The organism is Yinghuangia sp. YIM S09857 (genome assembly GCF_051388915.1).
In the GTDB taxonomy this organism is placed as follows: domain Bacteria; phylum Actinomycetota; class Actinomycetes; order Streptomycetales; family Streptomycetaceae; genus Yinghuangia.
Genome location: NZ_JBPKBH010000005.1, coordinates 374,422 through 397,619, shown reverse-complemented (window position 1 = coordinate 397,619; position 23,198 = coordinate 374,422). Strand labels below are relative to the sequence as shown.

Annotated in this window: 17 protein-coding genes; 16 read left to right on the top strand and 1 reads right to left on the bottom strand. The window is 71.6% G+C overall.

What is annotated here, in order from left to right; translation table 11 throughout:
- The first annotated feature begins 101 nt into the window (after positions 1 to 101).
- The 3 genes from ACRX5S_RS13190 (at position 102) to ACRX5S_RS13180 (ending at position 2,164) form a co-directional block, all read left to right on the top strand.
- A complete protein-coding gene (locus ACRX5S_RS13190) occupies positions 102 to 824 on the top strand; it encodes an enhanced serine sensitivity protein SseB (protein WP_436773210.1) in 723 nt (240 codons plus the stop codon).
- 114 nt (positions 825 to 938) lie between these two features.
- Positions 939 to 1,646, top strand: coding sequence for an enhanced serine sensitivity protein SseB C-terminal domain-containing protein (locus ACRX5S_RS13185; RefSeq protein ID WP_436773068.1), 708 nt, complete (start codon positions 939 to 941; stop codon positions 1,644 to 1,646).
- A gap of 26 nt (positions 1,647 to 1,672) precedes the next feature.
- The gene (locus ACRX5S_RS13180; RefSeq protein WP_436773067.1) at positions 1,673 to 2,164 is read left to right on the top strand and encodes a hypothetical protein; all 492 of its coding nucleotides are present in this window, start codon (positions 1,673 to 1,675) and stop codon (positions 2,162 to 2,164) included.
- A gap of 95 nt (positions 2,165 to 2,259) precedes the next feature.
- Here the strand turns inward: ACRX5S_RS13180 and ACRX5S_RS13175 are convergent, their stop codons facing one another.
- Positions 2,260 to 3,777, bottom strand: a complete 1,518-nt coding sequence (locus ACRX5S_RS13175) for a DUF885 family protein (RefSeq protein ID WP_436773066.1) — start codon at positions 3,775 to 3,777, stop codon at positions 2,260 to 2,262.
- Between the two features lie 97 nt (positions 3,778 to 3,874).
- On the opposite strand from ACRX5S_RS13175, the gene ACRX5S_RS13170 reads away from it, so the two are divergent.
- The 13 genes from ACRX5S_RS13170 to ACRX5S_RS13110 all read left to right on the top strand — a co-directional run bounded on the left by ACRX5S_RS13170 (position 3,875) and on the right by ACRX5S_RS13110 (position 23,143).
- Positions 3,875 to 4,549 carry a trimeric intracellular cation channel family protein gene (locus ACRX5S_RS13170; RefSeq protein ID WP_436773065.1) on the top strand — a complete coding sequence of 225 codons (675 nt, stop codon included), beginning with the start codon at positions 3,875 to 3,877 and terminating at the stop codon, positions 4,547 to 4,549.
- Between the two features lie 306 nt (positions 4,550 to 4,855).
- Entirely contained in the window at positions 4,856 to 6,043 is a 1,188-nt protein-coding gene (locus ACRX5S_RS13165) for a cysteine desulfurase family protein (protein ID WP_436773064.1), read from the top strand.
- A 321-nt stretch (positions 6,044 to 6,364) separates the two neighbouring features.
- Entirely contained in the window at positions 6,365 to 7,426 is a 1,062-nt protein-coding gene (mnmA, locus tag ACRX5S_RS13160) for a tRNA 2-thiouridine(34) synthase MnmA (protein ID WP_436773209.1), read from the top strand.
- A gap of 984 nt (positions 7,427 to 8,410) precedes the next feature.
- Positions 8,411 to 9,337 carry a hypothetical protein gene (locus ACRX5S_RS13155; protein WP_436773063.1) on the top strand — a complete coding sequence of 309 codons (927 nt, stop codon included), beginning with the start codon at positions 8,411 to 8,413 and terminating at the stop codon, positions 9,335 to 9,337.
- Between the two features lie 162 nt (positions 9,338 to 9,499).
- Positions 9,500 to 10,474: an NAD-dependent epimerase/dehydratase family protein gene (locus tag ACRX5S_RS13150; RefSeq protein WP_436773062.1), complete on the top strand. Its 975-nt coding sequence runs from the start codon at positions 9,500 to 9,502 to the stop codon at positions 10,472 to 10,474.
- A gap of 24 nt (positions 10,475 to 10,498) precedes the next feature.
- A complete protein-coding gene (locus tag ACRX5S_RS13145; RefSeq protein ID WP_436773061.1) occupies positions 10,499 to 11,842 on the top strand; it encodes a glycosyltransferase family 4 protein in 1,344 nt (447 codons plus the stop codon).
- A gap of 3 nt (positions 11,843 to 11,845) precedes the next feature.
- Entirely contained in the window at positions 11,846 to 14,446 is a 2,601-nt protein-coding gene (locus tag ACRX5S_RS13140; protein ID WP_436773060.1) for a hypothetical protein, read from the top strand.
- Between the two features lie 75 nt (positions 14,447 to 14,521).
- Positions 14,522 to 15,604: a methionine synthase gene (locus ACRX5S_RS13135; protein WP_436773059.1), complete on the top strand. Its 1,083-nt coding sequence runs from the start codon at positions 14,522 to 14,524 to the stop codon at positions 15,602 to 15,604.
- Between the two features lie 152 nt (positions 15,605 to 15,756).
- Positions 15,757 to 18,000 (top strand): NAD-dependent DNA ligase LigA, encoded by a 2,244-nt coding sequence (ligA, locus tag ACRX5S_RS13130; protein WP_436773208.1) that lies wholly within the window; start codon positions 15,757 to 15,759, stop codon positions 17,998 to 18,000.
- 425 nt (positions 18,001 to 18,425) lie between these two features.
- Positions 18,426 to 20,663: a putative bifunctional diguanylate cyclase/phosphodiesterase gene (locus tag ACRX5S_RS13125; RefSeq protein WP_436773058.1), complete on the top strand. Its 2,238-nt coding sequence runs from the start codon at positions 18,426 to 18,428 to the stop codon at positions 20,661 to 20,663.
- Between the two features lie 384 nt (positions 20,664 to 21,047).
- Complete coding sequence (gene gatC / locus ACRX5S_RS13120; RefSeq protein ID WP_436773057.1) at positions 21,048 to 21,347, top strand: Asp-tRNA(Asn)/Glu-tRNA(Gln) amidotransferase subunit GatC; 300 nt, start codon at positions 21,048 to 21,050, stop codon at positions 21,345 to 21,347.
- A gap of 2 nt (positions 21,348 to 21,349) precedes the next feature.
- Complete coding sequence (gatA, locus tag ACRX5S_RS13115; RefSeq protein WP_436773056.1) at positions 21,350 to 22,843, top strand: Asp-tRNA(Asn)/Glu-tRNA(Gln) amidotransferase subunit GatA; 1,494 nt, start codon at positions 21,350 to 21,352, stop codon at positions 22,841 to 22,843.
- 66 nt (positions 22,844 to 22,909) lie between these two features.
- On the top strand, positions 22,910 to 23,143 hold the full coding sequence (locus ACRX5S_RS13110) for a hypothetical protein (protein WP_436773055.1): 234 nt from the start codon (positions 22,910 to 22,912) through the stop codon (positions 23,141 to 23,143).
- Positions 23,144 to 23,198 lie beyond the last annotated feature (55 nt).

Genomic DNA, 23,198 nt, shown 5'->3' with positions numbered 1-23,198 from the left:
GGGCCTCGGGCGGGACCCCCGCAATCGTGCGGGGGTCCCGCCCTTTTCGCGTCCGGACACCGCCTAGGCTGGCGGGTGATCCGACCGACCGCATCCAGGAGGTGGCCGTGGCGTTCCCGGCGAACCACGTCGAACGCTGCCTCGTGGCCGCGATGCAGGACCCGTCGCGCACCGGTGAGCTGATCGACGCGCTGGCGGAGGCCGAGGTGTGGGTGCCGCTGCCCGCCGGAGGCGGCCCGCAGGACGTCGAACTCACGCTGCCCACCACGGAGATAGGCGGCGCTCCGTTCGTCCCGGTGTTCAGTTCCGAGGAGCAGTTCCGCCGCGTCGCCGGGCCGATGCCGTTCACCGTCGCGCCGGTACGGGAGTTCGCACGCGGACTGCCGCCGCACGTCGGCATGGCCGTGAACCCCGGCGGTGAGGTCGGCCTCCCGATCCCGCCGGACGGCGTCCTGGAGCTCGCGCGCGTTCCCGGCGCGGGTGCGATGGGCGCGCGCGTCACGCTGGTCGAACCGGCGGCGGAGGAGGAGCCGTACGTCCTGCTCGCCGCCGCGGCCGAGGAGTTCGCCGCGACGCAGGTCGTCCTCACCGCCCGCCGCGCGCTCGGCTTCGTCGAGAGCGACGCGCCCTCCCTCTTCATCGGGGTCGAGCTGGACCGCTGGCAGGAGGAGGACCGCCGCGTGGCGATCGGCGCGCTGGAGCGCGCGGTCGGCCGCGCCGGTTCGCCGTGGCCGGTCAACATGGTGCTGATAGACCTCGCCCAGGACCCGATCGGGGACTGGATGCTGGAGTCCGTACGCCCCTTCTACGAACGCGCGTTCTAGTACGCCCGGTACGCGAACGACCGTCATCCACCCGTCCGGGGTGCGCTCGGCACTGGGCGCGCGGGCCCCGGCCTACCATGAGCACGTCGTCACGCAGCGCAAGGGGAGGGCACCGTGACGTTTACCGGCAACCCCGGCAACGAGGTCGAGCACGCTCTGCGGCAGGTCGCGCCGCAGGACTACGAGGCGTACGAGCGGCTGTTGGAATGCCTCGCGCGCGGCCACGTGTGGATGCTGCTGTGGCAGGGCGAACCGGGCAGCCCCGACGCGCAGTACGGGAACATGGAGGTGCACGGCTCACGCTACGCCCCGGCGTTCACCTCCGAGGGCCAGTTGCGCGAGAGCCGCTGGGACCGGGGCTGGGAGGTCCACGCGGTCCGCGAGATCGCCGCGACGTTGTACCCCGACCAGTGGGGGCTGTGGCTCAACCCGCACATGCAGGGCGGCGGGGTCGGGGTGCCCTACCTCGACCTGCGCCGCATCGTCGGCGGGCTCGACAAGCTCATGCCCGGTCCGGTGCGGGTGGGTGAACCGGCGCTCGACGACGCGGCGTTCTGGTCGGTGCTCACCGCCGAGCTGGGCGCCTCGGGGGTGGTACGCGCGGCCCACCGCGCCTACGTGGAACCGGCGCTCGGCGCCCCGCGCCTGGTCATAGGCACCCGTCTCGCGGACAACGACCCCGCGACCGTCGACCGCATGAAGCAGGCGATGTCCCGGGCCGCGGGCATGCTGCACGGCATGGACGTCTCGTCGGTCGCGCTCGACGATCCGTACGATCCGGTCGCAAAGTGGATGAGGGAGCAGACCCGGTCTTTCCTGTGAGGTAACGGTTCTGAAAAGGTTCGGGCATGCATGAGATACGGATGGTCCTGGGCCTGAGGCAGCGCTTCGCGTGGCTCGTACTGGGAATCGTCTTCGCCGTACTCGGCGTCTACATGCTGATCATCGAGGAGCGCCCGCTGTTCCTGGCGCTCGCCGTCCTCCAGTTCGTGTTCTTCTTCCTGAGCGCGCGGTTCGCCACCGTGCTGCGGCCGCAGGGGCTCACCGCGGTCGGCCTGCGGACCCGGCACATCGCGTGGCAGGAGATCGTCGGCGTCGAGGCGAAGTCGCTGCTCGGCGCGCGCGGCGTGCGCCTCACGCTGGACGGGGGCAAGCGGGTGCGGCTGCGCGTCCCGATGACGGGCGGCGGGCACCGCGACCCGGAGTTCGACGTCAAGCTCGCCACGATCTGGCAGTGGTGGGCGGTGGCGACCGGGCGCATCGCGCCGGAACAGCAGCAGGCGGGCGTCCCGCAGTACGCGGGGCCGCAGCCCGGAGCCGGCCGGCCCGGCCCCGGGTGACGGAGCGTCAGCCCCCACACAAGGACTGAGCCTCAGCCTGTGGCCAAGGACAGCGCCTCGGACAGCACCTCGCCCCGGAGGTGATCGACGGAGCGTCAGCCCCGTTCGACCGCCGTGCCGATCAGCCCCAGCGGCGGACTCCCCAGATCGAGCAGCGCCGTGTGGAAGCGCTCCAGGGTGAACCCGGCGCCCCACGTCGCGCGCGCGTTCTCCCGCAGGTCGCGCAGTGCCAGCTTGCCCCACGTGTAGCAGCCGTAGTTCGGGTCGAACGTCCCGCGCCGTGCCTCGCTCGCGGCCCCCGCGCGCGCGACGTAGGCGTCGGCCATGAAGCGCCGCGTGGCCTCCTCGACGTCCATCGCGCCCGTGTGCAGCCCGATCGCGGCCGCCAGGCGCGTCACCCGCAGCAGCGCCTCCAGGCACATCCCGATCGCGTAGCGCGGGTCGTCCGCCCGGAAGCCCTCTTCCAGGCACACTTCCTCGATGTAGTGCGCCCAGCCCTCGGCGAACGACGACGAGTGCAGCACCCGGCGTACGTCCGACGGCGCACGCCGGAGCGCACGCCCGTGCGCGAAGTGCCCGGGCGCCACCTCGTGCACCGTGATGGCCGGGAGCGTGGTGCGGCTGAAGATCGTCAGCCACTCCTCGATCTCCTCCGCGGGCCACGACGGGTCCGGCGGGGTCACGAAGTACCAGGACGGGGCCTCGGCCTCGCCCGGCGCGTTCCACGACATCATCGCCATCGCCCAGCGCATCGACTCCGGTGCGGGGCCCACCTCGCACACGCCGTCGAGGTACGGCGCGAGCTTCTTGGCCTTGCTGAACGCGATGACCTCCGCCGTCTGCGCCCGCGCCTCGGCGAGGATCCCCTCGGCGTCCGGGTGGTCCGCAAGCAGCTCCGGGACCAGTTCCGCGGGCGTACGCGAGGGGTCGTACGACTTGCACGCCTCGGCCAGCACGGCGCGCAACCGGTCGCGCTCCGCGTCCGCGCGTTCCGCGAGCCGCCCCAGATCGACCGTCAGCGCCTCACCCGAGCCCATCAGCCGTGCGAGCGCGGCACTGCCGAGGGCCGGGTCGGGGTCGCCGTGCTCGGCGGCGTGTTCGAGGTGGGCGACCAGGCGTTCGAGGGCTTCGAGGGCGCGCGTGCCGCTCTCGCCGTCCTCGGGGCGGACCGCGGCGGCCTGCCCGCGCGCGGCGCCGAGCGTCGCCTTCGCAACCGGCGCCGACACGCGGTCGAGCGACGCGAGGGCCATGTCCACCGCGTCCGGCCACTGGGCAAGGTGCCGGGCACGGGCCTCGGCGCGTTCCGCCTCGGGGGCGTACTCCTTGTCGTAGAAGGCCAGTTCGAGGTTTTCGAGGTGCGGGACGGGGTTGCGGCGGTGCGTTTCGAGGTCGCCGTACGCCACCCGGGCGTGGTCCTCGAACGCCGCCAGATGCGCTTCGTCGTGCGGGTCCTCGCGGGGCACGCCGTCGGCGCCGCCGCCCAGGGCCGCGAGCCCGGCGCGTACACCCTCGGGGGACAGGTCCTGGATTCTGCCGTCGTACTCGTGCAGGCCGGCGCCCTCGCGGGCAGTCGTCATGGACAGGTCGCACAGCGCGCGAAGTCGGGCATCCATGAGCGTGAGGCTACCTGGGCCGTGTCCTTCGGGTCGTGGTCTCAAGGCCCGAAGGACACGACCCGGGTTCAAGTGGGGACAAGGCACAATTTCCGCCATGCCGCCTCAGGAGATCCAGGAGATCTACAACCACGACGTCCAGCAGGTCCTCGATCTCACCGGCATCTTCGTCTTCGCCGTCGCGGGCGCGCTGATGGCGGTGCGCAAGAACTTCGACGTGATCGGGATCGTGCTGCTCGCCGAGGTCACCGCGCTGGGCGGCGGTGTCATAAGGGACCTGATGATCGGGGACGTGCCCCCGGCCGCTTTCGACGACCTGGGGTACTTCGTCACGCCGCTGTTCGCCGCGTGCCTGGTCTTCTTCCTGCACCCGCAGGTCGAGCGGATCAGCCGGACGATCGACATCTTCGACGCGGCGGGCCTGGGGCTGTTCTGCGTGACGGGCACGGCGAAGGCGTTCGCGTACGGGCTGGGACCGGTGCAGGCGACCGCGCTCGGCGTCACGACGGCGGTCGGCGGCGGCGCGATCCGTGACGTACTGGCTCGCGAAGTGCCGGTGCTGCTGCGCTGGGACCGCGAGATCTACACCGTTCCGGCGCTCGTGGGCGCGGCCTTGGTGGCGGTGCTGGTGGAGACCGGGAACCTGAACGCGTACACGGCGACGGCGGCGGCGGTCTTCGCCTTCGCCTTCCGGGTGCTGGCGCTGCACAAGGGGTGGCGGGCGCCCCGGGCCTGGCGGCGCAATTCGGAGGTACGGGGGGACTTCGACTGAGCCCGGGGCGCTCGTCCGTGGTGTCCGTCGCGCCGACGCGTACCCCAAATGCCCAAACCGGCGTTGCACCCGGTGTGTGGGAGATCCAGCAACCCCTGAGCTACGACCGCGGCGGGCCGCCGCCCCCGTCCGAAGGCTTCCTCGTACCGCGGTGGCGGTCGCTGCGCGCGGCGGTCACCGGGGCCCTCAGCAGGACCGTCGACCGGGTGCTGACCGGCGGCCCCCGGTACGGCACGCCGTGCCGGGCGCCAACCTGCCGGGCGCCCCGCGGACCGCGCGGTGCCCGCGACTAGACTTCGTTCTGCGATGGCCTACTTCGATCATGCGGCGACGACTCCGATGCGCCCCGAAGCGGTCCGGGCCATGACCGGACAGCTCACCGTCCTCGGCAACCCGTCGTCCCTGCACGCCTCCGGCCGCCGCGCGCGGCGCGTCGTCGAGGAGTCCCGGGAGATCCTGGCGGAGGCGCTCGGCGCCCGGCCCAGCGAGATCGTCTACACCGCGGGCGGCACCGAGGCCGACAACCTCGCGGTCAAGGGCGTGTACTGGTCGCGCCTCGCGGCGTCCCCCGCCCGCCGCCGCATCCTGGCCTCGCCCGTGGAGCACCACGCCGTGGTCGACCCGATCGTCTGGCTCACCGAGCACGAGGGCGCCGAGGTCGAGTGGCTGGACGTCGACGCGGACGGCCGGGTGCGTCCCGAGGTGCTGCGTGCCGCACTGGCCCGCGACCCGGACTCCGTCGCGCTGGTCAGCGTCATGTGGGCGAACAACGAGGTCGGCACGGTGCAGCCGGTCGCCGAGCTGGTCGAGGTCGCACACGAGTTCGGCGTGCCGATGCACGCGGACGCGGTCCAGGCGGTCGGGCAGGTCCCCGTCGACTTCACCGCGTCGGGGCTGGACGCCATGACGGTGTCCGGGCACAAGCTGGGCGGCCCGCTGGGCTGCGGGGCGCTGGTGCTCGGGCGGCACATGTCGCCGGTGCCGCTGCTGCACGGCGGCGGGCAGGAGCGGGACGTACGCTCCGGCACGCTCGACACCCCGTCGATCGCCGCCTTCGCCGCCGCCGCGGAGATCGCGGTGCGCGAGCAGCCGGAGTACGCGGGGCGGGTCGGGGCGCTGCGCGACGACCTCGTGCGCCGCGTCCTCGCGGAGATCCCGGACGCCGAACTCAACGGCGACGCGCGTCTGGAGCCCGCGTACCGCCTGCCCGGCAACGCGCACTTCTCCTTCCCCGGCTGCGAGGGCGACTCCCTCCTGCTGCTGCTGGACGCCCGCGGCATCGAGTGCTCGACCGGCTCGGCGTGCTCGGCGGGCGTCGCGCAGCCCAGCCACGTCCTGCTCGCTATGGGCGCGGACGCGGCCCGGGCTCGCGGTTCGCTGCGGTTCAGTCTCGGCCACACGTCGACGGCGGGGGAGGTCGACGAACTGGTGGACGCCATCGCCCCGGTCGTGGCAAGGGCCCGCAAGGCGGGGCTGACGATGCAGCGGCGCTGAATCGTGTCGACTGCCCGTCTGCGCGCTCTCCGTTCGCCGCATGCGCGCTCTCCGTCCGCCTGGTCGCTCGCCGTCCGCCGTCTGCGCGCTCTCCGTTCGCCGCATGCGCGCTCGCCGTTCGCCGTCCGGCGTACCGAATGCGCGAAAACCGGGGCGAGGGCGGAGGCCGGCACCCCGTACCCTGGTTGGGCCATGACTGATCACGTCTCTCTCCAGAACGCCGCCGCCTGCGAGATCCTGCCGGAGCTCCCCGAGCCGGGCGAGTCGGCCGTGTTCGCGCGCGCGCCCGAGGCCGGGCGTCCGCTGCGGGTGCTCGCCGCGATGTCCGGCGGCGTGGACTCGGCCGTCGCCGCGGCGCGGGCGCACGAGGCGGGGCACGACGTGACCGGCGTACACCTGGCGCTGTCCGAGAACCCGAAGTCCTTCCGCACCGGCGCGCGCGGCTGCTGCACGCTGGAGGACGCCCGCGACGCGCGCCGCGCGGCCGACGTCATCGGCATCCCCTTCTATGTGTGGGACCTGGCCGAGCGCTTCCGCGAGGACGTCATCGAGGACTTCTTCGCCGAGTACGAGGCCGGGCGTACCCCCAACCCGTGCCTGCGCTGCAACGAGAAGATCAAGTTCGCGGCGCTGCTCGACCGCGCGCTGGCCCTCGGCTTCGACGCCGTCTGCACCGGCCACTACGCGGTGATCGTCGACGGGCCGGACGGCCGCGAGCTGCACCGGTCTGCCGACCACGGCAAAGACCAGTCGTACGTGCTCGGCGTCCTGGACGAGGAGCAGCTTGCGCACGCCCTCTTCCCCCTCGGCGCGGACACCAAGGACGCGGTACGGGCCGAGGCCGAGCGGCGCGGGCTCGCCGTCGCGCGCAAGCCCGACAGCCACGACATCTGCTTCATCGCGGACGGCGACACGCAGGCCTTCCTCGCCACCCGCCTCGGCCGCACCCCCGGCGACATCGTCGACGCCGACGGAACGAAGCTGGGCGAGCACGAGGGGGCGTACGCCTACACCGTCGGCCAGCGCAAGGGCCTCCGCATCGGCACCCCCGCGGCGGACGGCAAGCCCCGCTACGTCCTCGACATCTCCCCGGTGAACAACACCGTGACGGTCGGCCCCGCCGAGGCCCTGAACGTCGACGGCCTCACCGGCATCCGCCCCCGCTGGTGCGGCCCGGCGCCCACCGGCACGCTCGACTGCACCGCCCAGGTGCGAGCACACGGCGACGAGCACCCGGCAATCGCCGAAATCGACGGCGACACCGTGCGAGTACGCCTCCTCAACCCCATGCGAGGCGTAGCCCGAGGCCAAGCTGTGGTCCTCTACACCGGCACCCGAGTCGTAGGCTCCGCCACCATCAACGCCACAACCCGCACGACCTGAGGCATCGCCTGCCCGCCACCCGTAGGCACAGGTCGGCAGGGTGGCGAACAGGGGCGCCTGACCGCCTCGCCCGCTCACCACCCGTAGGCGCGGGTGGTCAGGGCGGCGGGCAGAAACGAGTGGGTGGCGTGGGCGTGGGGCGCAGGGTGTCGGACGGCAGCGTCGGCGCACGTCGCCAACCAGCGCCCCACCCCCCCGTCCACGTCGAGTGGCAGCGTTGACCAGGCGCGTTGCTGCGCGTCGCGTGCCAGCGCTCCACCACCCACCCCCTGACCACCTCGCCCATCCCGCCCGCTCACGACCAGTAGGCGCGGGTCGTTAGGGTGGCGGGCGGGGCGAGTGGGTGGCGTGGGCGTGGGGCGCAGGGTGTCAGACGGCAGCGTCGGCGCACGTCGCCAACCAGCGCCCCACCCCCCGACCACGTCGAGCGTCAGCGTTGACCAGGCGCGTTGCTGCGCGTCGCGTGCCAGCGCTCCACCACCCACACCCCCTGACCACCTCGCCCGTCCCGCCCGCTCACCACCCGTAGGCGCGGGTTGGCAGGGCGGCGGGCAGGGGCGAGTGGGTGGCGTGGGCGTGAGGCGCACGGTGGCAGGCTGGGTGTCGGGCGGCAGCTCGGCGCACGTCGCCAACCAGCGCCCCACCACCCGACCACGTCGGGCGGCAGGGTTGACCTGGCGCGTTGGTGTACCTCGCCAGCCGGCACGCCACGACCCCCGCCCAGCTCACCGGTCCCGGGCCTGCCGTCGGAGCCTCCGGCTCGGCGGCGCCACCTCGTATCGGATGCGCGTTCGGTGTCCGGCCTGCTCTCCTTCTCCACCGGTTCGTGGAACGGCTGCAATCTCTCGTTACCGAGAAGGCAACTTCGGTGACTGGCTGGGTAAGAGTAGGTAGCGAAACGACTTTCCGGCCCGCGGTCCCCGCGCAGACCGGGGCATTTCGCTACGAGCACTCTTCGGGACCCGGGGGCTTGGGAGGGGAGCGATGGCCGCAATCGTGCTGGTGCACGGGATCGCACAGGAGTTCAGGTCAGCCCGCAGCCTGGAGGACGAGTGGCTGCCCCGGCTGGCCCGCGGCGTCAAAGCCGCCGGCTACCCGGAGACCGCGGACCGGCTGTGGAAGTACCGCCACACCCGCCGCGGCATCGACGCCCGCATGGCGTTCTACGGCGACGTCATGCGCCGCCACCCGTCGCAGCCCGACGCCGCCGACGTCGACGACCTGCGGCACGAGATGGCCGACCGGATAGGCCGCGAGTGGCTCGACCGAGCCGCCGCCCGCAGCTCCGCCCCGCCCGAGCGGCAGCGGGCTGCCCGCGAGATAGCCCGGCTCGAAGGCGGGCCCGACCAGACCGGCCGTACCGTCGTCCTGTCCCCGACCTGCGGCCTCTCCGGCCTCAAGTGGTTCGCCGCGGACGGCCCCGGATCCGCCGGCGGCTTCGTCACCAAGGCGCTGGCGCAGCTCACCCGCTACCTCACCGACGACAGCACCCGCTCCCGCGTCCTCGACCGCGTCGCCGCCGACATCGGCTTCGACACCCGCGTGGTGATCGGCCACTCCCTCGGCGCGGTCGTCGCCTACGAGGTCGCCCACCGCCTCCGCCGGCCCCTCCCGCTCCTGATCACCCTCGGCTCCCCGCTCGGCCCCGACACCGTCATCGACGACTGGGTGCGCCCGCAGCCCGCGCAGCCCCCCGCCTACGTCGAACGCTGGATCAACCTCGCCGACCGCGACGACCTCATCGCCGCCGAACCGGTCCTGGCCCGCCTCTTCCCGACCCGCCAGAACGAAGCCGGCCCCGAACTCCGCAGCGGCTTCACCCTCGAACACGGCGCCGCCCCGCACAACCCCGACTTCTACCTCATGCGCCGAGAAATCGGCCGCAGCATAGGCCAAGCCTTCGCCGCCTGATTCCACCCATTTGGCACCGGCTCAGCGCCCACGCCGCAACCGCCCCACTCCCAGGGCCCGTACCCGTCCGGTACGGGCCCTCTGCGCAACTCGGCGCCGCACCATGACGTTTCGCGTGGTGAACCGACACGCCACGTGGATATCCACGTACAGTTCGCGCTTATGGGGGACAACCAAGCGGTAGACGGAAGTTCGCACGACTCCGACCGGCGTGTACTCGTCACGGGCGGAGCGGGGTTCCTCGGCCTCGCGGTCGTGCGACGCCTGCGCTCAACCGGATTCCCGGTCGTCGTCGTCGACGACGGAAGCGGCGGCACGCTCGGCAGACTCGACGGCCTTGCGGATGATCCCGGAGTCCGTGTTGTGCGGACCGACATCTGTTCGCGGGCGGAGATGGCGGAGCTGCACGGACGTGAACGCCCCTGGGGCGTAGTCCACTTAGCGGCGCGACACTTCCTGCCGACCTGCGACGACGACCCGCGCGGAACGGTCCGCGCCAACCTGCTCGGCACCCGTTCGTTGATTCGGGCGTGGCAGCGGCACGTCCCCGAGCGGTTCGTCCTGGCGTCAACCGCCGACGTGTACGCGCATTCGGTGCGTCGGGCCTGCGAGACAGCCCCCGTCGTTCCCGAAAGCGTCTACGGGCGCTCCAAGTTGGCGGCCGAGGAACTCGTGCGCGGGGCTGCCGTGCAGTACGGGTGCAGGCTGACCGTCGTCCGGCCGTTCAACATCTACGGCCCGAATCCCACCACCCCGCACCTGATCCCGGCCGTGTGCGAGCAACTTGACGGTGAGGAACCGGTGTTCCTCGGAGATCTCAGCACCGTGCGCGACTACGTATACGTCGAATGCGCCGCGGCGGCCGTCGCCGGCCTGCTGCTTTCCGATGATGGTTCCGGAACCTACAACATCGGCACCGGAGTTCCCACATCAGGACACGAACTCATCGATGTCATAGGCCGGGCGAGGGGAAGACAGATCGACGTCCGCCTCGATCCGGCGCGGCTGCGCCGCGTCGAGCGGCAGGCAATCTTCGCGGATCCGAGCCGGCTTCACGAGACCCTTCCCGACTGGCGTCCGATCCCCCTCGCGCAAGGCATCGTGAGGGTGCTCGACGCCCGCCCCGCCTTCGCCTGAGCGACGCACCGCGCACGGCGCACGATGCACGGCGCACAGCAGGCACCAGGCACCAGGCACCGCATCCGACCTAGGGGGCACGACATGAGCAAGGTCGTCATCGACGTACGCGCCAATCACCGAACGGGAGTTGCCCGCTACGGGGTGGGGTTGCTGACCGGCCTGGCACAGCGTCCGGTCGACCACCAGGACCTGGACCTCCTGGTTGTCGCGGATGCGGATCAGGAGGCTGACGTTCGCGCGGCGCTCGGCGATGCCGCGCCGAAAGTGGAGATCGCTCCGGAGCGCGAAGGATTCGTGCGCAACTCGCCTTGGCTGCGCCGCGTGTTGGAGTCCTGCGAAGCGGACCTCTACTACTCCGTGCACTACACCGTGGACCGCGCATGTCCGGTCCCGTTCGTCTGCACCGTGCACGATCTCACCCGACTTCGCTTCCCGGAGACGGCCTATACCGCCGCGGCGTTCGCCGAGGAGTTCGGTGTTCCGGAATGGGAGGCCCTGCGCAGCGAACTCGACGCACTCAGCGGCTTCGACACCGGTGAGGGCTCCGAGTTCGAAAGGTACTTTCGAGCGCTCAACTTGTGGCAGGCGGCCCACGCACGGGCCTTCACGACGGTGTCCGAGGCGACGCGCGGGGACATGGTTCGGCTGCTGGGCGTACCGGCGGAGCACGTCGACGTAGTTCCGTGCGGCGTTGACACCGCACTCTTCCGCCCGCGTGGCGCGCGTTCGCAGGCCGTGCCGTACTGCATGTTCGTCGGACTCGCAGGCCCCACCAAGAGGTTCGGGTGGCTGCTGGAGACATGGTTGACCGGCGCCGGTGCGCGTGGCGGAGCCGAGTTGGTGGTGGTCGGCGGGTTCGCCGAACAGCGGCCTGAGGTGCTCGCGTTGCTGGCGAAACACCCTCGTGCGGCGACGAGCGTACGGTTCGTCGGACGCGTGCCGGACGACGAGCTGGCTCGGCTCTATTCCGGCGCCTCGGCGCTGCTCGTGGCGTCGGTCAACGAGGGCAATCATCTGGGGCCGCTGGAGGCGCTGGCCTGCGGGTGCGAGGTGATCTGTACCGACATTCCGCCGTTGCGCGAGACCGTCGACGGGTTCGCGCACTTCTATCCGGTCGCGGACCGTACGGCTTTGGACGGGTTGGTCGGCCGTGCATTGACGGGAGAACTCCCTTCCAAGGCAAGTACTTTCCAACCGCAGCAATGGTCGGACTCGGCAGCGCTGCTCCTGGACGTGCTGCGCCGGGCCGCCGCTCGGCCTCACCAGGCAGAAGGCGACCGCACCCGACGGGCCGACCACCCAGGTCTTGTCATCGGGGATCCAGTCGGGATCCGCGGGACGGCCACTCCACTGCCAGAATCGTGATCCGTGGACATCGACCGGTACTTCCAGATGGGTCCCGCGAGTCCCGTGGAGGCCCACGACATATTCGTCAACCGGGACTTGCAGATTCGTGCGGTGCGAGAACGCCTGACCCGGCACTCCGCCCGGGCATGGCCCATGGGGCAGCTCCTCGACTTCCAGCGGCCGACCCACAACCTCGTGACCTTCGCCGGGGACGGCGGCGTCGGGAAGTCGGCACTTGCCCGGCACAGCGTACGTCTCGCGGTCGCAGGGGAGTTCGACGGTGCACCGACGAACCGCGCCGGTGCCGTCGTCGACTTCGCCGACCCGTCGAACCATGATTTCGCGTCGGTTCTCCTGCGGTTACGTGCCATGTGGTCCGAACTGGGCGCCGACTGGCCCGCATTCGACATTGCCTTTGCCGTCTACTGGGAGCGCAAACACCCCGGGCGCCCACTCGCCGCCATTCTCGACGACTCGGCTTCCGGTGCCCGCGGGTTGGGCCAGGAGATCGGACAGATGGCAGACGGGCTGCTGGGCGGCTCCGGCCTCCTGGGGCTGGTCTACCGCACCGCTGAGACGCTTGGGCGCAACGCGACACAGTCGTTGCGGCTCAGGCGCCTGCGGCAGTCGATCCCTGTACTGGACGTCATCCTCCGCGAGGAGGATCCCGACAAGATGCTCGGCTACATGCCGGTGTTGTTGGCCGCGGACCTTGAGCGCCTGAGGGGCCGGACCCCGTCGCTGGCGCTGTGCCTGCTGGACACGTTCGAGGTGGTCCAAGCGCTGCCGCCGAAGCGCGGCGGTCTGGAAGACCTGGTGTCACGCCTCGTGTACCTCACCCCCAACGTCCTCTACATCGGATCGGGACGCCGCCCGTTCCGATGGCATGACCCGGTACGTGCCGTCGGACTCACCTACGGAGGTGAGCGGCGGTGGCCTGGTCTCGCCGGCGGCGACCAGATCGGGCTCTTCGGCTTCGACGGCACCTCCGCCGAGCTGTTCCTCACCGCAAGACTGACCGTCGAAGGCCGCCCGGCGATCCCGGCGGAGATCCGTCGGCGCATCATCAACGCCTCGGCGGGATCGCCGCTCTATCTCGAACTCGCCTCCAGCCTGTACGAAGAACAGGTCGCGCGCGGTGAGCAGCCCGCGGCGGACGCCTTCGGCCAGCCGTTCCCCGAATTGGTGCTGCGGCTGGTGCGAGACATGTCGGCCGAGGAGCGGGACCTGCTCCGCACCGCCGCACTTGTCGGCGCCTACGACGCCGATCTCATCCACGCCGTACTTCCGGGATCGCGCGGACGCACCGTGGAAGCGTTCCTGCAAAGGCCGTTCCACCGTGTCGATCCGTCTGTATGGCCTGCCTACCGCCTGCACGAAAGCCTGCGCCAAGCCGTCAACGAATGCGACGAATTCACTTCGGACGGCTGGACGTCGGCTGAACGGGGCCGGTACGCACGGGTGGCCGTCGCGCACCTTGCGGACCAGACGCGCGGCCTCTGGCGGGCCGCCGCGGACGGTCCCCCGAGCGGTGGCCGGCTGAGCAGTCGAGCCGTGCCGGCGTTCCTGCTCGCGCTCGATGCCGCCGCCACCCATGGCCTTGCACCGCCCGAACTGGGCGAAATGGTCTACACGTTGCGTCAGCTCGGTTACCTGCGTGTCCTGGGGGCCACCACGGGCCGGGGGAACGCCGGGCAGGCCGAGCTCGACCGATTGGTGGAGGTCATCCACGTGGGGAGCCGCGAGCAGGGCACACAGCAAGAGGTCTACGAGGAGATGCTGCGAGCCGCCGACGACTTCCGGAGCAGCCCGTACGCCGATTACATCCACTTCGAACTCGGCCTGAGATCCCAGAATTTCAATGCATTGGACGCGTCGGACCGGCATTTTGCCGCGGTCGGCGACGCTTCGGAGGTCATCGCGCGCGGATCGGCGGTGCGCCGGGCGGCGAACGCGGTCCGCCGCAGCGTGTTTCCGGATGCGATGGCCGCACTCCGCCGCATCGACGCGCAGGGGCCGGATCGCGCGCAGGTGGCCCTGCTCGTCGGCGACTGCCTGCTGCTGAACGGCTCCTTCGAGGCCGCCGGTCGACAGTTCGAGGTCGCGCTGCGGCAGGCCGAAAGCGACGACGCACCCCGGCAGGCCGGCATTGCCATGCGCATGCTCGCGCGGGCCGCGGCGTGGCACGACCCGGGCCGGTCTCTGCGCTGGATCGCCCGTACCCGCGACCTCACCGAATCCATCGGTGACCGGGAAGGCCTGGCCCGCCTGGACGCGTCCGCCGCGGTTGCCCACACCCTGGCCGGCGACTGGGACGCGGCGGCGGGCATGCTGGAACGCGCTCGCGACCGGTTCGTCGAGCTGGGTCTCTTCGGGCGGGTGGCGACCGTTGAGCATTTCGAGGTGTTCCTGCATGCCGCGTGCGGCCGCCTCGACGAAGCAAGGCACACGGCGGCGCGCCTCGCAGGCGGCGAGGTGGCCTGCATGCCGGTGTGGGCGGCGGTGTGCGCGCTGTGGACCGGACAACCGCACATTGTGGATTTCTCGGCGATCGCGTGGCTCGACTCCGTGGCGGAGACGAAGGACCGCTGGCTTGAGCCGCTGACGCGCGCTCGGAGATGAGCGGCCGAACTGGGTGAAGCGGGCCGCGGCCGGAACGCGGCGGAGCACGACGCGGGTGATCAGTACCCTCGCCTTGTGAGCAGCAGTGAGAAGACTTATCCCTGGGGTCCCGGCAGTGCCACCGGTGTGGGGTCGTTGCCGGGGGAGGACGTGCGGGAGGCCGTGCGGTTGGTGGTGGGGGAGCTGGGTGGGTTTCCGCATCTGCCGGAGTTGCCGGGGCGGGGGGTGGGGGCGGATCTGACCGGGCGGGGGGCCGGGTTGCTGGTGGATCTGTTCGCGGAGGTGCAGCCGTCGGGGTGGCGGTTCACGGACCGGCCCGGGCGGGACCACCGGCGGGCCGTGGCGTGGCTGCGGGAGGACCTGGATGCGCTGGAGGAGTTCACGCAGGGGTACGCCGGGCCGCTGAAGGTGCAGGTCGCCGGGCCGTGGACGCTGGCCGCGACGATCGAACTGGTGCACGGTGACAAGGCGTTGGCGGACCCGGGCGCGTGCCGGGATCTCGCGGAGTCGCTGGCCGAGGGGGTGCGCGGGCACGTGGCCGAACTGCGCCGCCGGATTCCGGGCGCGGGGCTGGTGGTGCAGTTCGACGAGCCGGCGTTGCCCGGGGTGCTGGCCGGGTCGGTGCCGACCGCCAGTGGGTTCGGGAAGCTGCGGGCGGTGGACAAGGCGGTGGTGCGGGAGGGGCTGCGTACCGTCGTGGCGGCCGCCGGGGTGCCCGTGGTGGTGCACAGTTGCGCGCCGGGGGTGCCGATCGGGTTGTTGCGGGAGTCCGGGGTCGCGGGGGTGTCGCTGGATTTCTCGACTCTGCGCGACCGCGACGAGGAGGAGATCGGCGAGGCCGTCGAGGCGGGGGTGGGGTTCCTGTTCGGGGTGGTGCCGTCGACACCGCCGCCGACGCCCTCCAACCGGGTGGCCAACCGCGCCACGACCAGGGGAAACACCGGCGCGGGAGCTCGTCCGCTGTCGGACCCGGCCGGTACCGTCAGGGGGGTCAAGATGTTGTGGGGCCGACTCGGCTTCCGCCCGGACCGCCTGGGCGCCGCCGCGGTCGTCACTCCGACCTGCGGCCTCGCCGGAGCCGATCCGGCGTGGGTGCGCAGGGTGCTCAAGCACAGCGTCGAGGCCGCCCAGGTGCTGTACGAGGCGCCCGAGGGATGAGGTAGAACGTAGCGGACATTTCTCGCGGACATGCCTATGGCACGTCTCGGATATTTCCGCACTGGACCCCGCCGAACGGACACCGGGCCTTGGCCCCGGTACTTGACCCGGTACTTGACCCGGTACTTCTGGAGGCTGACGACGTGGCTGATCTGACCGGCGCCGAAAGTGTCCCCGCCGAGGTGCGCGAGCGGGCTGTCGCCCTGGCCAAGGAGCTTGAGGAGCACCGGTTCCGGTACTACGTCAAGGACGCGCCGACCGTCAGCGACGCCGAGTTCGACACCCTCATGCGCGAGCTGGAGGGCATCGAGGAGGAGTACCCGGTCCTGCGTACGCCCGACTCGCCGACGCAGACCGTCGGCGGAGCGGTGGCGAGCGGGTTCCAGTCGGTCGACCACCTGGAGCGCATGCTCAGCCTCGACAACGCGATGGACGAGGACGAGCTGGACGAGTGGTTCGACCGCCTCCAGCGCGACCTCGCCGGTGCGGAGTGCCACTTCCTGTGCGAGCTGAAGGTCGACGGCCTCGCGGTCAACCTGCTGTACGAGAACGGCGAACTGGTCCGCGCGCTCACCCGCGGCGACGGCCGTACCGGCGAGGACATCACCGTCAACGTGCGCACCATCGGCGAGATCCCGACCCGCCTGCGCGACGACGGCGGCCACGACGTGCCCGAGCTGGTGGAGATCCGCGGCGAGGTGTTCTTCCCGATCGAGAAGTTCGACGAGCTGAACGCGCGCCGCGTCGAGGAGGGCGACAGGCCCTTCGCCAACCCGCGCAACGCTGCCGCCGGGTCGCTTCGCATGAAGGACCCGCGCATGGTGGCGCAGATGCCGCTGCACATGGTGGTGCACGGCATCGGCGCGCGGCGCGGCTTCGACATCGACTGCCAGTCGCACGCGTACGACAAGCTCCGCGCGTGGGGCCTGCCGACGGCCAAGCACAACAAGGTCGTCGACACGATCGACGAGGTCAAGGAGTTCATCCGCTACTTCGGCGAGCACCGCAACTCCGTCGAGCACGAGATCGACGGAGTGGTGGTCAAGGTCGACGAGATCCCGTTGCAGGGGCGGCTGGGCGCGACGTCCAAGGCGCCGCGTTGGGCGATCGCGTTCAAGTACCCGCCGCAGGAGGTCAACACCAAGCTCCTGGACATCAAGGTGAACGTCGGGCGCACCGGCCGCGTGACGCCGTACGCGGTCATGGAGCCCGTCGTGGTGGCCGGCTCGACCGTGGCGTACGCGACGCTGCACAACCAGGAGGTCGTCAAGGCCAAGGGCGTGCTGATCGGCGACACCGTCGTGCTGCGCAAGGCCGGGGACGTCATCCCGGAGATCCTGAGCGCGGTCGCCGACCTCCGGGACGGCACCGAGCGCGAGTTCTCGATGCCGACGCACTGCCCCGAGTGCGGCACGGAGCTGCGGCCGATGAAGGAGGGCGACGTCGACGTACGCTGCCCGAACGCCCGTTCCTGTCCCGCCCAGTTGCGCGAGCGCGTCTTCCACCTCGCCGGGCGCAAGGCGCTCGACATCGACGGGCTCGGGTACGTCGCGGCGACCGCGCTGACTCAGCCGCTGGAGCCGTCCGAGCCGCCGCTGCGCGACGAAGGAGACCTCTTCAACCTCACCGTCGAGCAACTGCTCCCGATCAAGGTGGTGGTGCGCGACCAGAAGACCGGCATGCCGAAGATCGACGAGAAGGCCGGCGAGCACAAGATCATGTCGTTCTTCGCGAACCAGCAGGGCGAGGCGAAGAAGACCGTCGAGGTGCTGTTCGCGGGGCTGGAGGCGGCCAAGAAGCAGCCGTTGTGGCGCGTGCTGACGGCGCTGTCGATCCGACACGTGAGCGACACGACGGCCCGTGCGATCACCGCGGAGTTCCGCGACCTGGACCGGCTGATGAACGCGAGTGTCGAGGAGATCGCGGCGGCCGAGGGCGTCGGGCCGATCATCGCGGAGTCGATCGTCGAGTGGTTCGCGGAGGACTGGCACCGCGAGATCGTCGAGAAGTGGCGGGCCGCGGGCGTGCGCTTCGTCGAGGAGGGCGGGGGCGAGAAGGCCACCGGCATGCTCACCGGGCTGACGACGGTCGTGACCGGCACCCTGAGCGGCTACACGCGCGACGGGTCGAAGGAGGCGCTGGAAGCCGAGGGCGCGAAGGTGACCGGATCGGTGTCCAAGAAGACCGACTTCGTGATCGTCGGCGAGAATCCGGGGTCGAAGTACGACAAGGCCGTGTCGCTCGGCGTCCCGATCCTGGACGACGAGGGCTTCGCGGTCCTGCTGGCCGACGGCCCGGACGCCGCCCGCGCGTGGCTCGCCGCACAGGCGGGGGAGTCGGGGGACTCCGGGGAAGGCGCGGCGCCGGAGGACGGCGCCGAGCAAGCCGCCGGGTAACCCCGAGCGGTGCCCGGCGCGCCCCCGAGCGCGGCCCCAGGGCGTGACCCCCGAGGCGGCATCCAGGGCAACGAGGGTGACATCCAGGGCAACAAAGGCGACATCCAAGGCGGCCCCGAGGGCCGAATGCCCGGAGTGCCCCCCGCTGCCCGACCGCCGCGCACAAGCCTCCGCGCCCCCGACGTACGGCGCCTGACGCACAGTCAGGCGCCGTACGCGGCAGGCCGACCGGAAGAGAAGCTTCCGATTCGACCTTGGCGATAAAGCTCCCCAGCCAACGCAACGCGTCCTACCCTGATCGGGAACCCGGTTCGCGCCGGGCTTGCCGCCCGGTCGCGGAACGTCATGCGTACCCCTTGCCGCGGCCGGGCAGTCCGGCTCGCCGGACGGGGAACCGCCCGGAAGAGCCGCAGGGGAGCATGTGCATGCGTCGGATCGGACGAACAGATCTGTCGCGAGTCGCGCGCCCGGGCCAGTTCGTCGCCAACACCGTCCTGGTCGGCGGTGTCGGGAACCTCGTGCTGTTGATCTCGGTCGCCCGCGTGCTCGAAGGCGGCGACTCGCTCTTCCCGCCGAGCGAGGCCGGGATCTGGATCATGCTCGCCCTGGTCGTCCTCGACGGCGTGCACACCGGCATCACGCGCCGCGGCCTGTACGTGCCGGGCGCCATGGCGTCGGTGGCCGTCTCGTACGGCCTGCTCATCGTGCACGGCTGGGTCCTCGCCTCGCTCGTGCAGGCGGTTCCCGTGTTGATCTCGTGCCTGGCGCGCCGCGATTCGACGTGGCGCGTCGCGTACATCATCGGCCACTACGTCCTGGCGTTCCTGGCCGCCGACATCGTCCTGCAACTGTGCGGCGTACGCCCCGAGCGCGCCCAGACGCGCGAACTCGCCGCCGCCGAACTGCCGGCCGTCCTGGCCGGGGGCATCGCCATGGTGTGCGTCTCGCAGTGCATCGGCTGGCTGCTGCGCGCGAGTTGGCGCGGCGTCAGCCCGCGCTCGCTGGCGGGGGAGGAGATCCGCTCGCGCTGCGTCGCCCACGGCGCGCTCATCGTCCTCGCGCCGCTCATCGCGATCGTCGCGCACGCCAACCCGTGGGCGCTGCCGCTGTTCGCGGTGCCGCTCTACTGCCTCCACCAGACCACGCGCGTCACCTTCGACCGCGAACAGGAGGTACGCCACGACGCGTTGACCGGCCTGCCCAACCGGCGCCTCCTCCTCGAACACGGCGACCGCGCGCTGCGCAGGAGCGGCGGAACCGGCCGCGTCGCGCTATTCCTGCTCGACCTGCACCGCTTCCACGAGGTCAACGACACGCTCGGCCACCTCGCCGGTGACCGCCTGCTGCACCAGGTCGGCCAGCGGCTGCTGCGGGTGGTCGGCGGGGACGACACCGTGGCGCGGCTCGGCGGCGACGAGTTCGCCGTCCTCATACCGGACCTCGGCGACCTAGGCGACCCCGGCGACGGCCCGCTCGCGGCCGCGGCCGCCGCCGAGAAGGTCGCGCTGTCGCTCGCCCGGCAGGTCGTCGAGGTGCTGGGCGAACCCTTCGAACTCGACGACCTCTCCCTCGACATCGAAGTCAGCGTCGGCGTCGCGGTGTTCCCGGACCACGCCGCGGACATGGCCGGGCTGCTGCAATATGCCGACGTCGCCATGTATCTCGCCAAGCGCATGCGCAGCGGCGTGGAGCTGTACGACCCTGCCCGCGACGTCAACACGCGCGAAAAGCTTCTGCTGCTGGGCGACTTGCGGCGCGCGCTGGACGTCCAGCAGGTTGAGCTGCACTACCAGCCGAAGGTGTCGTTCACGACCGGGCGCGTGGACGGCTGCGAGGCGCTGGTGCGCTGGTGCCACCCCGACCGCGGGTACATATCGCCCGAGGAGTTCGTGCACCTGGCCGAGGAGACCGGCCTGATGCCTCGTCTGACGCGCTATGTCGTCGACGAGGCATTGTCGCAAGTGGCCCGCTGGCACCAGCAGGGGATCGACGTGCCGGTCGCGGTCAACGTGTCGGCGCGCGACATCCACGCACCCGCGTTCGCGGACACGGTGGCGGCGGGGCTGCGGCGGTACGGAGTACCTGCGGGAGCCCTGCACTTGGAGATCACCGAGCGCGTGCTGCTCGAAGAGCCGCAGCGGGCCGCGGACAGCCTCGACGCGCTGCGGAAGCTCGGCGTCCGGCTGTCGCTGGACGACTTCGGCACCGGCTACTCGTCGTTCGTCCACCTGCGGCACATCCCGGTCAGCGAGATCAAGATCGACCGCTCCTTCGTCGCCCGGCTCACCGTCGACGAGGAGGACGCCGCCATCGTGCGTTCCACCGTCGACCTGGCCCACTCCCTCGGCCTGCGCGTGGTCGCCGAGGGGGTGGAGGACGACGCCACCTGGGACCGCCTCCGCGACCTCGGCTGCGACAGCGCCCAGGGCTGGCTGATCGCCCGCGCCCTCCCCCGCGACGAGGCCACCGCCTGGCTGATACGCCACGGCGTGGGTGCCCGCATGGCCCCCTCCCGCCGAGTCCCCGACCTACCCGCGCCGCCCTCACCCCAGCCCGCCGCGACCGGCATAACCACCGTCCCCCACCCCACCCCCGCACCCCCCACCATCCCCCGCCCCGACCGAGCCCGCCCCCCGCACCGCCCCACAAGAGTCACCGGCTAGCCGCCGGCCCGGGTCCCTCCCCGGCGCAACCACACGCACCCCCGTACCAAGCCGCAACCTTGGCAACGCACAACCGTCGCGCCACACCCGCCCTTTCCGCCCCCCGACCGCCGCGCGTCGACTGGGCGCCTCCGCCCCGTCGGCCGCACCCGGCGCCACCGCCCGGCGTAGGCGTGCGTGTCGTGCGACTCGGCTGTGCGTTACACAGCCGTGGGCACCGGTGCCGTGAGGCAGTTGTCGGCACCGGCGTTGGTGCGCACACGCGTCGTGCCGCGGGTGGCGCGGTTCGTACCGCCGTGTATATGGGAGCCGCCGGTCGACTGGCGGCAACTAGGATGGCGTCGAACGTACCCATCCCCAGCCACCTCTAGAAGGAATCGCTGCATGCCTGGCATCACGCGCGAGGAGGTCGCCCACCTCGCCCGGCTGTCGCGGCTGGAGCTCGGGGCCGAGGAGCTCGACCACCTCGCCACCCAGCTCGACGACATCATCGGCGCGGTCGCCCGCGTCGGCGAGGTCGCCGCCGACGACATCCCGCCGACGTCGCACCCGCTGCCGCTGACCAACGTCATGCGGCCCGACGAGATCCGCCCGGGCCTCAGCCCCGAGCAGGCTCTCTCCGGTGCGCCGGCCGCCGAGGACCAGCGTTTCCGCGTCCCGCGGATCCTCGGGGAGGAGCAGTAGAGATGGCCGACCTGACCAGGCTCACCGCCGCCGAGACCGCCGCGCGGATCGCCGCGGGCGAGGTGTCCGCCGTCGAGGTCGCGCAGGCGCACCTCGACCGCATCACCGAGGTCGACGGCAAGGTGCACGCCTTCCTGCACGTCGATGCCGACGGCGCGCTCAACGCCGCCAAGGCCGTGGACGAGCGCCGCGCCAAGGGCGACAAGCTGGGTCCGCTCGCGGGCGTACCCCTCGCACTCAAGGACGTCTTCACCACCGAGGGCGTGCCGACGACCTGCGGTTCGAAGATCCTCGAAGGCTGGCTGCCGCCGTACGACGCCACTGTGACGCGCCGCCTCAAGGAGGCCGGCGTCGTCATCCTCGGCAAGACCAATATGGACGAGTTCGCCATGGGCTCGTCGACGGAGAACTCGGCGTACGGCCCCACCGGCAACCCGTGGGACCTCGCCCGCATCCCCGGTGGCTCCGGCGGCGGCAGCGCGGCCGCGCTGGCCGCCTTCGAGGCCCCGCTCGCCATCGGCACCGACACCGGCGGCTCGATCCGCCAGCCGGCCTCCGTCACCGGCACGGTCGGCGTCAAGCCGACGTACGGCGGCGTCTCGCGCTACGGCCTCGTCGCCTTCTCCTCCTCCCTCGACCAGGGCGGCCCGTGCGCCCGCACGGTGCTCGACGCCGCGCTCCTGCACGAGGCCATCGCGGGCCACGACCCGCGCGACTCGACGTCCATCGACGCCCCGGTGCCGGACGTCGTGGCCGCCGCCCGCAACGCCGACGTGCGCGGCATGCGCGTCGGCGTGGTCAAGGAGTTCGCCGGACCGCAGTACCAGGCGGGCGTGTCGCAGCGCTTCGACGAGGCCGTCGAACTGCTGCGCGAACTGGGCGCCGAGGTCGTCGAGATCTCCTGCCCCAACTTCGACTACGCGATGCCGGCGTACTACCTGATCGCGCCCTCCGAGGCGTCGTCCAACCTGGCCCGCTTCGACGCGATGCGGTATGGCCTGCGGGTGGGCGACAACGGCGAGCGGTCGGCCGAGGAGGTCATGTCGCTGACCCGCGAGGCCGGCTTCGGGCCGGAGGTCAAGCGCCGGATCATGCTCGGCACGTACGCCCTGTCGTCCGGTTACTACGACGCGTACTACGGGCAGGCGCAGAAAGTGCGCACCCTCATCGCCCGCGACTTCGACGCCGCGTTCGCCCAGGTCGACGTGCTGGTCTCGCCGACCACGCCGACCACCGCCTTCCCGATCGGCGAGCGCGCCGACGACCCGATGGCGATGTACCTGGCCGACCTCTGCACGATCCCGTCCAACATGGCCGGGAACGCCGCGATGTCGCTGCCGTGCGGGCTGGCGCCGGAGGACGGCCTGCCGGTCGGCCTCCAGATCATCGCGCCCACGATGGCCGACGACCGGCTCTACCGGGTCGGCGCGGCGGTCGAGGCGGCGTACCTGGACCGCTGGGGCGCCCCGCTGCTCGACCGGGCCCCGGTCCTGTAACCGACCGCACGGCCGCCCCGCGACCGAGCCCCACCGACGTTCCGACGGTTTCCGAGGAGACATCACATGGCCAAGAAGAAGGCCCCGAAGAGCAAGGCCGGGAAGATCATCGGCCTGGGCATGCAGGTGTTCGGCGCGATCGGCGTCATGAAGCAGATCAAGGAGGCCAAGGGCAAGCACGACAAGCTGGAGATGACCGACGCGATCATCTCGGCCGCCGCCGTCATCACCGGCTTCGCCCTCCTGATCCGCTCCCTCCGCGAGGAGCAGGAAGAGTCCCTGGAGATCGAGGGCCTGTGACCCGGCTTCGGCGGGGTCCGCGGGCCGCCCGGCCCGTCGGCCCCGCCGGGTCCCC

Coding starts and splice junctions, on each gene's coding strand:
- gatA (WP_436773056.1), top strand. CDS start 21,350: ATGGCCGACCTGACCAGGCTCACCGCCGCCGAGACCGCCGCGCGGATC.
- ACRX5S_RS13170 (WP_436773065.1), top strand. CDS start 3,875: ATGCCGCCTCAGGAGATCCAGGAGATCTACAACCACGACGTCCAGCAG.
- ACRX5S_RS13180 (WP_436773067.1), top strand. CDS start 1,673: ATGCATGAGATACGGATGGTCCTGGGCCTGAGGCAGCGCTTCGCGTGG.
- ACRX5S_RS13155 (WP_436773063.1), top strand. CDS start 8,411: ATGGCCGCAATCGTGCTGGTGCACGGGATCGCACAGGAGTTCAGGTCA.
- ACRX5S_RS13175 (WP_436773066.1), bottom strand. CDS start 3,777: ATGGATGCCCGACTTCGCGCGCTGTGCGACCTGTCCATGACGACTGCC.
- ACRX5S_RS13150 (WP_436773062.1), top strand. CDS start 9,500: ATGGGGGACAACCAAGCGGTAGACGGAAGTTCGCACGACTCCGACCGG.
- mnmA (WP_436773209.1), top strand. CDS start 6,365: ATGTCCGGCGGCGTGGACTCGGCCGTCGCCGCGGCGCGGGCGCACGAG.
- ACRX5S_RS13110 (WP_436773055.1), top strand. CDS start 22,910: ATGGCCAAGAAGAAGGCCCCGAAGAGCAAGGCCGGGAAGATCATCGGC.
- ACRX5S_RS13125 (WP_436773058.1), top strand. CDS start 18,426: ATGCGTCGGATCGGACGAACAGATCTGTCGCGAGTCGCGCGCCCGGGC.
- ACRX5S_RS13165 (WP_436773064.1), top strand. CDS start 4,856: ATGGCCTACTTCGATCATGCGGCGACGACTCCGATGCGCCCCGAAGCG.
- gatC (WP_436773057.1), top strand. CDS start 21,048: ATGCCTGGCATCACGCGCGAGGAGGTCGCCCACCTCGCCCGGCTGTCG.
- ACRX5S_RS13145 (WP_436773061.1), top strand. CDS start 10,499: ATGCACGGCGCACAGCAGGCACCAGGCACCAGGCACCGCATCCGACCT.